This window comes from Sphingobacterium detergens, from assembly GCF_003610355.1.
Taxonomy (GTDB): Bacteria; Bacteroidota; Bacteroidia; order Sphingobacteriales; family Sphingobacteriaceae; genus Sphingobacterium; species Sphingobacterium detergens.
The window spans coordinates 315,997-329,800 of sequence record NZ_RAPY01000008.1 but is presented as its reverse complement, the minus strand read 5'-3'; the positions used below and the strand labels follow the sequence as shown (position 1 = coordinate 329,800).

Below are 13,804 nucleotides of genomic sequence, written 5' to 3'. Positions count from 1 at the left end.
CCACATTTGGGATGTGGAGGTCGTAGGTTCGAATCCTGCCACCCCGACTAAAAAGCTCTAACGAAAGTTAGGGCTTTTTTTGTTTCTAGGCGGGACTAGAACCTACGACCTCTTAAGGAGCTGCGAGGTTCGATCCGGAGGAGGCTCAGGGTCGTGTTTGGGCATTGTGTGGCTGAGCCAATCCTGCCACCCCGACTAAAAAGCTCTAACGAAAGTTAGGGCTTTTTTTGTATCTAGGCAGGACGAGAACCTACGACCTCTTAAGGAGCTGCGAGGTTCGATCCGGAGGAGGCTCAGGGTCGTGTTTGGGCATTGTGTGGCTGAGCCAATCCTGCCACCCCGATTAAAAAGCTCTAACGAAAGTTAGGGCTTTTTTTGTATCTAGGCGGGATGAGAACCTATGACCTCTTAAGGAGCTGCGAGGTTCGATCCGGAGGAGGCTCAGCCACACAATGTTAAAGAGATTTCCGAATGATAACTTGAGTAGGATTGCGTTCGTTTAAAGTTTTCTTTTGAAGTACAGCCTTAGCTGCCGCTTTTCCCATCGCCCGAAAATCAGTAGATATTACCGTAATTCCCCCCTCAAGGATCTCTTTGACGTCAGTATCATTATATGAAATAAGGCCTATATCCTCGCCCAATGTAAATCCATGTTTTTTTGCCAATTTAATTATGGATACGTCATCCGAATCGTAGCGACTAAAGGTGATAAAGGCTGTATGCTTCTTAAACTTTGTCTCATCTACGTCTGGAATAATGTCATAATTGATGCTTGACTCTTCGCAGTATCGGACGAAACCATTGATGACATGTTCGGCATGTAAAGCTTCAGGATGTGCGATCAATATGATTCTTTGGTACTTTTGAATATTATTCTGCAATAAGGAAAGGCTGTTGTAAATATCGTATTCATAATCCTGATAGATGGCCGTATAATTTCCGGAGAGTCCCAATTGATTGTAATCGATAATAATCCTTTTGTTCGGAGGTATGAGGTTGATGATCGAAGATGGATCATCTTTCAGGAATGTAACAATAACAAAATGCGTATAGTTGTTGATGTTTTCGGTGATAATATTGCGAAAGACATTAAAGTTGTGATGATGAAAATAGACGTCGATCGCTGCGGTCCCCTTGGTCTCAACTAACAAAGATTGATAAATCTGTTCACGCATGGTATTCATTTTATCCAGAAGTAACAGGATACGATAAGAATGCTCCACCTGTTTTTTCTTTACATAATATCCTTTGCGATAGACAGACTCAATTATCCCTTTTTCGAGTAGATAATTAAGACCTTTCAAAACCGTCTCTTTGCTCATGCCGAGTTGGTCCTGCAATTGATTTAAAGAGGGAATACGGTCTCCAATATGTAGGTCGTTCTTTTCGATCAATGCATGAATGTGATCTACTAGTTGAAGATACTTCATGCGAGACCCCTTGCCTGTTTCGTTTGTAGTGGACATGTGATGAATAGTCATTTACGATTATAGAGTCAAACTTAGATAAACTTGTTTTTATATGCAAGTCTTGATATTATTCAGATAACGGAATAAGTTTGATGATTTTCTCCCCCCTTGAAGATATTCTCAAGAAGAAACTACATCTTTTTTTAATTTTTTTTTGCAGGGGCAAATATAATTTATACTTTTATAAAAGCAAACCAGTCTAGACCAGACTAGATTGCAACGAATAACTAATTATAAATACTATTATGACTCTATTTCATCTAAAGGCGGCTCTGCTTTTATTGGGGATTTTTTTTCTAACGTTGTCCTCCTTTGGACAACAGCCCACTTCTGTCAAAGGAAGAGTGATGGATGTCGAAGGGCTTCCTTTGGTCGGAGTTACAGTATCTAATCAGTATAAAACTGTAACAACTTCCACAGACTCATTGGGTAATTTTTCGATATCGCCCATCTCTCAAGGTGAATTGTTACTTTTTTCAATGGTTGGCTATGTTACTGTAAAACATGCGGCCAAATTGGATCGTTCCCAGAATATCCAGCTTTCACGAAGCGAACAGATACTCGATGATGTTGTTGTCATCGGCTATGGGACAACAACCAAACGCGATTTGACTGGAGCTGTAGGTCAAGCTAATTTGACAGATATGCGTAAAGCCCCTGTTGCCAATTTCGAGGAAGCCTTAGCCGGTCGAGTGGCTGGTGTTAAGGTAAGTTCAAATGATGGACAGCCGGGAGCGGAACTCAATATCGTTATTCGGGGTAATAACTCGGTGACACAAGATAACTCTCCACTCTATGTCGTTGATGGATTTCCGGTTGAAACATCTGTTGGGAATACCATTAATCCCGAAGAGATTGAGTCATTGGAGGTGTTGAAGGATGCTTCTGCGACAGCGATTTACGGCGCTAGAGGAGCCAACGGGGTGATTCTTATTACAACAAAAAAAGGTAAAGTTGGAACCCCGGTCATTAACTACAACGGTTGGGTAGGACTCAATCAGATCCTAAAAACGCAAGAACTGCTAAATCCATACGAATTCGTGAAATATCAATTGGAACAGAATCCCACCCTGTATACAAATATATACCTAAAGGATGGTAAAACCCTTGAAGATTATCACAATATGGAGGGAATCAATTGGCAGGACAAAGTTTTTAGAAAAGCTGTTACCCACAACCATTCTATAGCGATACGTGGGGGGACCGATCGTACACGATATGCAATCTCTGGATCATTTTTGGATCAGGATGGGATAATCCTAAACAGTGGATTTAATAAATATCAAGGAAGAGTAGTGTTGGATCAGACTATAAATAACAAATTGAAAGTAGGCTTGAATCTAAACTATACGGCCTTTAAACGATATGGTACCGTGGTGTCAGAATCTCAACCTAGCCCGACTGCGAGCCTGATGTATGGGCTCTGGGGGTTTCGGCCGATCACTGGAAATGCGCTGACGGATGCTTCTTTGATAGACGATCTGTTTGATCCGGATATGGACCCAAGCTTAGGTACCGATTTACGGATCAATCCTTATCTCGCTGTGCAGAATGAGTATAATCCCCTGTTCAGTACAAATCTTGTTGCTAATGGTTATCTGGAATATAAATTGGGATCGGAGTTGACGTTTAGGGCTACTGGTGGCTATACGCGTATAAACCAACGACGGGAAGTATTCTTTAACTCAAAATCCAGAGCAGGACATCCCTTTTCAAACAATAAAGTAAATGGTTCTATTTGGAATAACGAAGTCACTAATCTATTAAATGAGAATACCCTGTCTTATGACAAGAAATTTAATGGGGGGCATCGGCTAAAGGCGGTCGTCGGGTTCACTGTGCAAGATGTCCGAAATTATACCAACGGATTTACGTCCATTTTGGTACCCAATGAATCATTAGGTATTAAAGGCCTGGACGAAGGACAGATTACGATGGCGCCAGTGACTGACGCATCCAATGGACTGATATCTTATTTGGGGCGGGTTGATTATAATTATCGATCAAAGTATTTGCTGACACTGTCTTTCAGAAGTGACGGCTCCTCTAAATTTCCGAAATCCAACAGATGGGCTTATTTCCCTTCGGGATCTTTTGCGTGGCGATTGAAAGAGGAAAACTTTTTGAAACCGATCAAGATTATCAGTGATGCAAAATTGCGCGTAGGCATAGGTTCTACCGGAAATAATCGTGTATCAGAGTATGCATCACTAACGGCCTTACAGATGAATCCCGCTTCAGGCTACAGTGTAGGTAACAGTGCTGGTCAGGGAATGGTACCGACGAATCTTGGAAATCCAAACTTAAAATGGGAGACCACCGTTCAAACCAATGTTGGTCTCGACCTCTCCATACTCAAGAATAGAGTGTCCCTTACAACAGATTATTATCACAAGGAGACACGTGACCTATTATTGAATGCAACGTTGGCTCCCAGTATGGGATTCCTGACAGGCTTCAAAAATATCGGTCGGGTATCTAACAGCGGTATCGAATTTACAGTGGAGACCAAAAACATACAGACTCCAAATTTCTCATGGAGTTCAAGTTTTAATATTGCATTTAATAAAAACAAAGTTCTTGAACTCAATGAAGGAGAGCCGAGTTTGGCAACACGTGTCACTTGGGGAAATTTCAATAATGCATATCCTTATATCGCAATACCAGGACAGCCAATAGCCTTGTTTTATGGGTATCTTTTTGATGGTGTCTATCAGTACGCAGATTTTGACCTCGTCAACGGAAATTATCTACTGAAAGCGGGGCAACCCAATAATGGAGTCCCCAGAGCAAGCATTAAACCAGGTGATATTCGCTTTAAGGATATCAATGGCGATGGACAGGTTGACAATTATGACCTGACAATAATAGGCAATCCAAATCCAAAACATATCGGCGGATTTAACAATAACTTCAATTATAAAAACTTCGATCTGAATGTTTTTTTACAATGGAGCTATGGCGGGGATATCTTAAATGCCAATCGCATTGAGTTTGAAGGCGGAGATCCTGTCGCTCGCGGTTTTCTGAATATGTTTGCTTCTTTTGCTGATCGTTGGACACCGGAAAACCAGACCAACGCGCTATATCGTGTCGGCGGTCAGGGGCCAGCAGTGTATTCTTCCAGAACAATTGAGGATGGATCCTATTTACGACTCAAGACCCTGTCTTTAGGATATACTTTCAATGCTGATCAGCTCCGAAGATTACGAATGAAATCCATACGACTTTATGTCGCTGCACAAAATCTAGTTACATGGACAAAATATTCAGGGCTCGATCCCGAAGTGAGCACCCGTCCTGGAGCATTGACACCTTCGTTTGATTGGTCCGCTTATCCGCGCCCTCGTACGATGACAGTCGGAATTGACCTTAATTTTTAAACTAACCTTGGATCAAGATGAAACGCATTTTTATTTTTTCTATATGTATTGCCTGTCTAACCAGTTCATGTTCCAAATTGCTGGATAAAGAACCTGACTTTGTGACCACTGAAAAATATTTTCGAAATGAAAGCGAATTGATGAATAGTCTCAATGGAGTCTATAACAGGCTGATTGACACCTATGGGCGGATGTATAGCCGTGGGCTTTTTAGCTATCTTGTCGTTAGTGATGAGGCCTATTTCAAGAATATATCAATCAACAATATTCGAGTGATGGTCATGGACGCTGCTGATTTGGACATTACTAGATTATGGGAAACCTTATACGAAGGGATAAATAGAGCAAATCTATTATTGGAAAATGTTGATCGTGTAGAGATGGATATCACCAAAAGAAACGCCATCAAGGGCGAAGCACTCTTTATGCGCGGATATTACTATTATATCCTAACCGATTTCTTTGGAAAAGTTCCTTTAAAACTATCTTCTACCCAGTCTCCCAACGACCCTTACCCAGCTCAGGCGACCCTGGCGGCTTTGTATACGCAAATTGTAAAAGATATGCAGGAAGCGGAAAACCTGGTTTACGAAAGTGGAGTAGTGGCTAATGAAAGAGTGTGCAAAACGGCTGTTCAGGCCGTACTAGCCCGTGTGTTTCTAAAAATGGCGGGACAGCCGCTCAATGATCACGCTCGCTATCAAAATGTTATCGAATATACGGATAAAGTGATTGCTTCAGGAAAGCATCAGCTCAATCCCAATTATAAGCAAATATTTATCAATCATTCACAAGATATCAATGAGCCGAAAGAATGCCTTTGGGAAGTTGGCATGTTTGGAAATAAGATCGGCAACATCGATCAGGCTGGTATGGTTGGTATTGAGAACGGTATCGAATGTCCCGATGAACGTATTGGGTATTCAGGCGGAGCAATGCGGATTACAGCCAAATTATACGATTTGTTTGGTCAGAAAGATACGATGCGGCGCGATTGGAGTATCAGCCCTTACCGATTTGTGACCACGGCGGGAGTTACGCAAAAACAATATTATAGTGCAGCTCAACTTTATGATCGAAACCCTGGAAAATGGAGACGGGAGTATGAGACCGGTACCAAAGTAAGAAGTGCCAATTCAACTAATTTTCCAATTATAAGGTATAGCGATGTATTACTGATGAAAGCTGAGGCAGAAAATGAGGTCAACGAATCCCCGACTACAGCGGCCTATGAAGCAATCAATCAAGTGCGTAGGAGAGCTTTTGGTAAGGCGTTAAATCAGGTTAATGGAGATAGTGATGCGCCTAGCGGAATGGATAAAATAGCCTTTCTAGACTATATAAAAGACGAGCGCCTGCGTGAATTTTGTTTCGAGGGTATCCGGAGACATGATCTAATTCGTTGGGGAATTTATATGCCCACTATGAATGCCTTGGGACGCGATATTTCAGTCAATGCACCTGCGGCACATCGATATGGTGGTAATGCTGGCCTGAACACGACGGAGAGAAATGTGCTGTTTCCCATACCAAATACAGAGATAACCATTAATAAACAGATTGTCCAAAATCCAGGTTGGTAAATCTGGTGGATCACAAAATAAATAGACACAGATGAAAATATCGATGATGTATCTCATGCTGGCCGTATTGTGTGCCAGTTGTATGAAAGAGGATATCGCCAGTGCCGATATGGAGGTCAGGACGAATGCCTCAAGTTACAAGGTAGGTGATACCGTTGTATTCCGATTTGAGGGAACCCCTGACAATATTGTATTCTATTCTGGAGAGAACGGACACAACTATGACTTGAAAGATCGCCTTTATGCAGATAACGATTTACAGGTAGATTTCAAAACACTCGTACAATGGGGTGTTATCTATGACAATCTAAAATTGTTGGTTTCCAATAATTTCAGCGGAATTTACACGAAAGAAGAGGTTGATAAAGCCGCCTGGACAGATATTTCAGACAAAGCCGTTTTCTCCACCGGGCAAGATAATACGCCCTCTGGAACTGTAAGCTTAAAATCCTATCTCAGTCCAGTGGATACAGGATCGATATATCTGGCGTTCCGATATAGAGACTTTCAAAAGCCGCAACAGAACAGATGGGTCATTCGCAGTTTTAATGCGGTAAAAATATCGCCAGAAGGCGTGCAGACGAATGTTGCTACGATATCCAATGCAGGCTGGAATGCCGTAAGTTTTCTAAATGACAGTAAGGGATGGACAATTTCGACAACACAGCTATTGATGTATGGCGGTGTTGCATCCGATACCGATAATGATGATTGGGTAATTAGCAAAGGTTTTAAAGTAAAGGAATCCATTGCGGACAAAGGAATAGCACTTAAAAATATTAGTTCAAATCTGCGGGAATACAGCTATGTGTACAAGACCCCAGGTGTCTATAAAGCTGTATTTGAAACCTCCTCCGACTGGTATAGTGGTCGCAAAGCAGGGCACGCCGAAGTGACAATAACCATTACACCATGATCGATATGCAACGGTTAAATAGACGATACAGTCATTGCGCTGGGGTATGGAAGACGATGATGATACTGCCATTTTTATGCTTCGCAAGTGTTTTCGCACAAAGCGGGGCTGATGTCCACCTAGAAAATAGTGTGCTGCAACTGATCTGGCGTGAGGGTAAAAATGGCTATCAGCTTCAATCCCTCGCCTTGAAAGATGGAGCGGGAGGAAAAAAACAGCTAACGATGGCGACTCAGCAGCGAACGATCCTTTACGCTAAACATAAGCCACTAGATAAATCTGCGACTGTTTATGATCACGATGGGAAGCTCATTCATTTTCCAGACTCTCAATATCGTTATGTAATTCCAATCTGGTCGCAAAGTTTATCACCTGTAAGCCTAAATACAGCTGGTGAAGTATTACACTATCAGCCGACTATAGTGGCTTCAGCTTCACCCTCGGGGTTGAGATTTCAATACGAAAACGAAAAAATTGCCCTGTCAGAAGAATGGAACCTTGATCCAGATCATACGCATGATATCCGTGTACAGATGACTTTAAAAGCGAAACAAAGCGGTTATTATTCCCTGTCGTCGCCATCACTAGCGATTGGTGATCGCAAGCAGTTTCAGTGGGCGGTGATTCCGGGATTATTCCAAGGAGCAGCGCTCAATCCTGACTTTGTGGATGCCTACGCTTACGGACATGGTATCCCTGATCGTCCGGTCATTGTCCGTGAACGTACAGCCTCTACATTAGCGGCGCTGTTAACGACACAATCTGGAGTGACCTTAGCGACCGTAGCTGAACCCGGAACTGCAAGGGATCCCTGGTTGCATGATACAAAGACTCATGCGGACTGGAAACTTGGATTGTCATTGATGAATAGAAATAACGAGCTTTCACCGACACTCTATCATCCAGTACTGGGTGAGGCTGGCTCTTACTTGAACGAAGGACAAGAGATCACATTTTCTTTTCGATATACAATTCAGCAAACTTCGTGGTACAATGTCCTAGGGCATGTGATAAAAGATGTTTATAAGTTTAGTAATTTTTTAAAATTGAAAGAGACGAATCGTTCCTTAACGGATCGCCTTTACGCGATGTATGATTATGTCTTAGCAGATAGCACTTCCAAGTGGCGGACCGTAAATGACAGGAATACGGTGATTGGTGCTCAGGATTATCTGGGTGGCGTGTATGGATCTGCAAAAGATGCCATGAAAAACTCTGATTATGGTGCGATGTGGATGCTGGCTAGACTGACTGGAGATACCACACTCAAACAGCAACGACTCCCTGCAGCCCTAAACTTCAAGTTGCAGCAACAACAGCGAGAGCCCGGGTTCTTTTATGGATCAGCTGCCGGGCAGTATTACCTATATCGCAGTCAACAGTTTACCGAAGAATGGGGGCCGTATAGCGAACCCATTGGCACCAGCTATTACATGTTGATGGATATCGGCAATATATTGCTTTTTGAACCAGATCGATCTGATCTTAAACAAGCCTTGCGTAAAGCCGCAGATTGGCTGTTGTCAACAATGCATCCCGATGGACACTGGGAGGTTGCATATGATAATAAGTCAGGTCGTCCCATGTTTGAGGACCTATCCGATCTCCGACCAACATTTTATGGACTCTTGGTTGCGCATCAGTTGCTAAAGGACGAAAAATATCGAGCTGGAGCAATTAGGGCCGCAAACTGGTTTGTCGAACATGCCGCAAAAAAAGGATGGTTCCTGGGTGTCTGTGGTGATACGCGATTTGCACCTGATTTTGCAACAGCACAGTCTATACAAGCCCTCCTCGATATGTATACATTGACCAAGGATCCACGCTATCAAGCAGCAGCTTATCAGGTCACCAGATACTATACAACTTCGATCTATACGCATCCGATCCCCTCTCGCGAGATCAAACGTGTGAATGGGACCGCTCGTCAAGATTGGGAAATCAGTCAAGCGGGGCTGGGATTTGAACATGGAGGTATTATGGGCTCTGCAAATCATCATGGCCCTATTCTGTTATCGAGTCATGCGGGGCTGTTTGTAAGACTGTATGCACAGACGAAAGATAGTTTATTGCTAGATATGGCAAGAGCTGCAGCCTGGGGACGGGATGCTTTTGTGGATGCCAATACCGGAGTCGCTTCCTATTACTGGGATGCAATGAATAAAGGGGCCGGGCCATTTCCACATCATGCCTGGTGGCAATTGGGATGGATTACCGATTATCTGCTCTCCGAAGCAACGGTTCGTTCCAATGGTAAAATTTCCTTTCCGAGTGGATTTATAACACCTAAAGTTGGGCCACACCGCAGTTATGGCTTTGATAAAGGGAGAATATTTGGCAGGTCTGTCGATTTGAAAATGAAAAAGGGACTTATCAGCCTCGATAATGCGCAGATAGATTATATCCTGGCAACGAACAGTGATACTAAGGAGCTCTATATTGTTTTGCTAAACAATAGTGTGGATCAGCAGGAGATTCAACTCAGGGTGGATAAAGGTCAATCCTGGCGTCTATTTGGATCAGAGCAGCGGGAGGCTTTTCTTCTCAATGCCAATGGGGAGAATGAAATCGGAATGTCAGCATCTCCAGGGTGGAAAATCACCCTGCCAGCAACGGGACTAAAAGTAATAAAAATCAACTATCAATAACCATTTAAAATCAACTAATAGTATGAATAGCAACATTAAACATTTAAAAAACTGTTGGATTTTACCAGGATTCTTTGGACTAATGTTTACGTTTTTAAGTTGTACAGGGATCGAAAAGAGCTTACAGCAAAATGAGCAGCAGAGTCAACAACAAGTAGAACATAAACTTGCACGAATGGCGTCTGCTGCCGGGCAATTGGATTCACCTATGGTGAAAAGTCTGGCTTATCAGGTTATCGTCAACAATGATACCTTGGACGTATGGCAAGAAACCTGTTATGATCTGGCCCAAAATGGCGGACAAACGGATGTACATACCGCATTGTTTAATTATGTGCCCGGTACGCAGGTCAAGATTATTTGTAGCAGTGCATTCTCAAATTTTACGCTTTCGCCTAAAAGATTGAATATACCGGTTGTGAAGAATGGCAACGAATTGACCTTTACCCTCCCGGAATATTACAATTATGCGTTAGCTATCCCTGGTCGAGCACCCTTGCTATTATTTGGATCTCCCGATTACAGTGCGTATAAACCTGGGGCCGTTGTTTTTGCCAAGGGGATACATCATGGCGTAAACGGAGTTTTTAAACTTGAGTCCAATAAAACCTATTATTTAGAAGAGGGAGCGATTTTAAGAGGAAAGGTATTGATAGAAAACGTGTCTAATGTCAAATTGATCGGTCGAGGTTATATTGATGATCGTACCGCTCCTGTCGCTGGAAACTTTGTCAAGGTCTACCGTAGTCAAAATGTGGAACTTAGGGGATTTGGCATCCGGCATGCCGCTTTAGGTTGGCAAGTGGATATGGTCAATTCGTCGAATGTCAACGTATCCCATCTTAACCTACTGAGCTTTGGGCAGAACAATGATGGTTTGGATTTAGGTTCAGGATGTCAAGATGTGCATTTCTCCCACTGTTTTATTGGATCGGGGGATGATGGTTTTGGTTGGCACGCAACAAATGCGGCTGCAGATGGTGAAACACCACTTTTAAATTGTAGCGCCCACGACTGTATGATCTGGAAAAACCAAGTGGGTGTAGGTATTCGTATAGGTTCTTCATTGGAAACCAGTAGTGTCGAACAGCTCACATTCAAGGATATTGATATAGCCAAAATGACTTGGGGAGGTCATTCTGTGGCGATACCACATTCGGATTGGGCCGATGTGAGGAATATCACCTTCGAAGGGATCCGTGATGAGACCATTGGAAATACACGATTCGTGTTGATGTATATTAAGCAGAACTCGAATTCAAATCCAGTCTATAGACCCGGAACCATTTCTAATATTCGATTTATTGATTGTGTCAGCAGTGCCACAGCGGCCACTTTCGAGGGCTATGATGCGGAGCATATGATTAAAGACGTGACCTTCAAAAATGTAAAAGTGGGGGGCAGGAATATGTTGCAATCTGATATCGTCGCGAATTCCTTTACTTCGAATATCACGGTTGTAGATTGATGTTAAAAATATTTTACGAGGACTTGTATTCAAATGGTATGCGTAGCTATCAATTAATCATAACGATCCTATTGCTTTTTTTTACAATGACTGATTTGAGTGCGCAGAATATCCGGGAGCTCGATAAGATTGCAGCTTCGCAGGGTGCCGCCTCGCAGCTATTATTTTCTGTGGATCTCGATAAAGAGGAACTTATTCATCCAAGCGATTTTGAGCGAGATGACGAGTGTATAGTGCGCGGTGGTATCCCTAATTTTCTTACTAAAATTACCAATGGTCAAGATGTGACCGTCGCATTTATTGGTGGAAGTCTGACACAGGCAAATTATTGTTACAGAATGCAGATTTCCACCTATTTGCAGGCACGTTATCCATCCACCAAATTTAAGTGGGTCAATGCCGGCGTATCTGGTACAGGTACAGATCTGGGAGCCTTTAGAATTCAGGAGCAGGTATTGACACAGCATCCCGATCTGGTTATCATAGACTTTGCAGTCAATGGTGCTTATGCTGCGGGCATGGAGGGAATGATCAGACAGATTATCCAGCATGACCATCATACCGATATCTGTTTAATTTATGCCATTTTGGGAGGGCAAACCAAACTATATCGCAACGGAAAAATACCGTTACATATTGAAGCCCTGGAAGCATTAGCCGATCATTACCGTATTCCTACAGTACATCTGGGAATGGAGATTTCCCATCTGGAATTTCAGGATAAGTTGTTATGGAAGGGAGATGCGCAAGCTGCTGGAGAACGCATTTTATTTTCAACTGATGGTATCCATCCGCTTAAAGCCGGAGGCAATCTATATGCAGCGGCCATTGCTCGTGGAATTGACAAAATGAAAGGATTGTCAAGACCGGCGTCTCATCCATTGCCCAAACCGCTAGTTTCTTCCGAATGGGATATCGCGGGGATGTACAGACCCGACGATATTGCTGATTTTGATGTTAAATGGGGGGCGATTTCAACAAAAGAATCCAAGCTAAAGGCGTTCAATGGATGGTTTGATACGGTGATGGTAGCTGGGGAAGAGGGAGCGCAGTGTTCATTCGCTTTTGAAGGCGATATATTTGGTCTATTTGATATCGGTGGACCTGAGGTGGGACAGCTTGAAGTCTGGGTAGATGGCCATCGAGTAAACCTACATAAATTGCAATCAGATAGTTTTCAGCCCTATGAAATAATAACAAGGGATAACGGTAATACCCCATTGAATCGTTTTAATGCCTACTGTAATAATCGATATAGAGGTCAATATGATTTGATCAAATTGCCACAAGGGAAGCATGAAATCAGTTTTCGTATATCATCATTGAAAGCAGATAAGCGGCTGATTTTGGGGCCATCTCAACAAGAGGATATTGTTCAACATCCTGCAAAATATGACTCCTCTGTAATTTATTTAGGACGGATACTCTTACGTGGGAAACCAATTTTAAAGACGACTAGAAAACAAGAAATAGGAGACATGAGACCACAGATATATCACCAAGGGTAGTGTGAACCGAGTGAACCGAAAGATTGAGCCCACGAATACCTTAGAATACCAATTTAATGAGTAAACGAGCTCATGAATAGCATTGGAAATAAATACTTATGAATAATGTCTTAAAGGGGGAAATCGATTAATGAATAAAAAAATAATTAGATGAAAGCAACTCAATTAATAAAGCTATTTAGCTGTCTGTCCCTCTGTTTGGGCATATCGTTTACCAATGCCCAAACTGTATTGACACAGCAGCAGAAATGGGAGGAGAAGATACAGCGCTATGAACGTCTGGATAAGCAAAATCCACCACCCGACAATGTCATCTTATTTGTAGGTAGTTCGACCATCGAAAATTGGAAAACACTAAAGGACGATTTCGTCGGTCGGGCTGTGCTGAATAGAGGGGTCTCTGGAACCAAGACAATCGATCTGTATACCTATAGAGACCGATTGATTACACCATACAATGCAAAGCAAATTTTTATTTATGAAGGCGACAACGACATTGGGCTGCATTGGTCTACAGATCGTATTGTAGCGCAGTTCGCTGCCTTGTTTAGTGAAATACGAAAAACCAAACCGCAAGCTGAAATAATTTATATCTCCATCAAACCTTCACCGCGCCGATTGAAAGATAAAATACAGATCGAGGAGGTTAATGCGCGCATTAAACAGTTTTTAGAACAACAGTCTGGAACTGCCTATGCGGATGTATATTCCAAAATGCTGGATGTCAATGGTGATTTAGTATCAGCATACTATCGGGAAGATGGTCTGCATCTGACAGCTGAAGGATACACTATCTGGAAAGATGTGATTTCCAAATTTATAAAATAGA

The 13,804-nt window shown here is 42.5% G+C and carries 8 protein-coding genes; 7 read left to right on the top strand and 1 reads right to left on the bottom strand.

All coding sequences use genetic code 11. The features are described from left to right. Positions 1-455: 455 nt before the first annotated feature. Positions 456-1,466 carry a GntR family transcriptional regulator gene (locus DFQ12_RS27260; protein ID WP_208642635.1) on the bottom strand — a complete coding sequence of 337 codons (1,011 nt, stop codon included), beginning with the start codon at positions 1,464-1,466 and terminating at the stop codon, positions 456-458. A gap of 248 nt (positions 1,467-1,714) precedes the next feature. Here DFQ12_RS27260 and DFQ12_RS27255 point away from each other — a divergent pair, with 248 nt between their 5' ends. The 7 genes from DFQ12_RS27255 to DFQ12_RS27225 all read left to right on the top strand — a co-directional run bounded on the left by DFQ12_RS27255 (position 1,715) and on the right by DFQ12_RS27225 (position 13,803). Then, a complete protein-coding gene (locus tag DFQ12_RS27255) occupies positions 1,715-4,852 on the top strand; it encodes a SusC/RagA family TonB-linked outer membrane protein (protein ID WP_120262166.1) in 3,138 nt (1,045 codons plus the stop codon). 17 nt (positions 4,853-4,869) lie between these two features. Continuing rightward, positions 4,870-6,435, top strand: a complete 1,566-nt coding sequence (locus DFQ12_RS27250; RefSeq protein ID WP_120262165.1) for a RagB/SusD family nutrient uptake outer membrane protein — start codon at positions 4,870-4,872, stop codon at positions 6,433-6,435. Between the two features lie 31 nt (positions 6,436-6,466). Beyond that, positions 6,467-7,351, top strand: coding sequence for a DUF5017 domain-containing protein (locus tag DFQ12_RS27245; protein ID WP_120262164.1), 885 nt, complete (start codon positions 6,467-6,469; stop codon positions 7,349-7,351). Next, the gene (locus DFQ12_RS27240) at positions 7,348-9,999 is read left to right on the top strand and encodes a prenyltransferase/squalene oxidase repeat-containing protein (RefSeq protein WP_147420496.1); all 2,652 of its coding nucleotides are present in this window, start codon (positions 7,348-7,350) and stop codon (positions 9,997-9,999) included. Before DFQ12_RS27245 ends, DFQ12_RS27240 begins: the two co-directional genes overlap by 4 nt. Positions 10,000-10,021: 22 nt before the next feature. Beyond that, positions 10,022-11,467: a glycoside hydrolase family protein gene (locus DFQ12_RS27235; RefSeq protein WP_147420495.1), complete on the top strand. Its 1,446-nt coding sequence runs from the start codon at positions 10,022-10,024 to the stop codon at positions 11,465-11,467. Next, on the top strand, positions 11,467-12,975 hold the full coding sequence (locus DFQ12_RS27230) for an SGNH/GDSL hydrolase family protein (RefSeq protein ID WP_120262161.1): 1,509 nt from the start codon (positions 11,467-11,469) through the stop codon (positions 12,973-12,975). Before DFQ12_RS27235 ends, DFQ12_RS27230 begins: the two co-directional genes overlap by 1 nt. A 150-nt stretch (positions 12,976-13,125) precedes the next feature. Next, positions 13,126-13,803: a GDSL-type esterase/lipase family protein gene (locus DFQ12_RS27225; protein ID WP_120262160.1), complete on the top strand. Its 678-nt coding sequence runs from the start codon at positions 13,126-13,128 to the stop codon at positions 13,801-13,803. Position 13,804 lies beyond the last annotated feature (1 nt).

Bases quoted from the DNA above. Each gene is read 5' to 3' on its own strand.
- DFQ12_RS27260 (WP_208642635.1), bottom strand. From the start codon at position 1,466: ATGTCCACTACAAACGAAACAGGCAAGGGGTCTCGCATGAAGTATCTT.
- DFQ12_RS27255 (WP_120262166.1), top strand. From the start codon at position 1,715: ATGACTCTATTTCATCTAAAGGCGGCTCTGCTTTTATTGGGGATTTTT.
- DFQ12_RS27250 (WP_120262165.1), top strand. From the start codon at position 4,870: ATGAAACGCATTTTTATTTTTTCTATATGTATTGCCTGTCTAACCAGT.
- DFQ12_RS27245 (WP_120262164.1), top strand. From the start codon at position 6,467: ATGAAAATATCGATGATGTATCTCATGCTGGCCGTATTGTGTGCCAGT.
- DFQ12_RS27240 (WP_147420496.1), top strand. From the start codon at position 7,348: ATGATCGATATGCAACGGTTAAATAGACGATACAGTCATTGCGCTGGG.
- DFQ12_RS27235 (WP_147420495.1), top strand. From the start codon at position 10,022: ATGAATAGCAACATTAAACATTTAAAAAACTGTTGGATTTTACCAGGA.
- DFQ12_RS27230 (WP_120262161.1), top strand. From the start codon at position 11,467: ATGTTAAAAATATTTTACGAGGACTTGTATTCAAATGGTATGCGTAGC.
- DFQ12_RS27225 (WP_120262160.1), top strand. From the start codon at position 13,126: ATGAAAGCAACTCAATTAATAAAGCTATTTAGCTGTCTGTCCCTCTGT.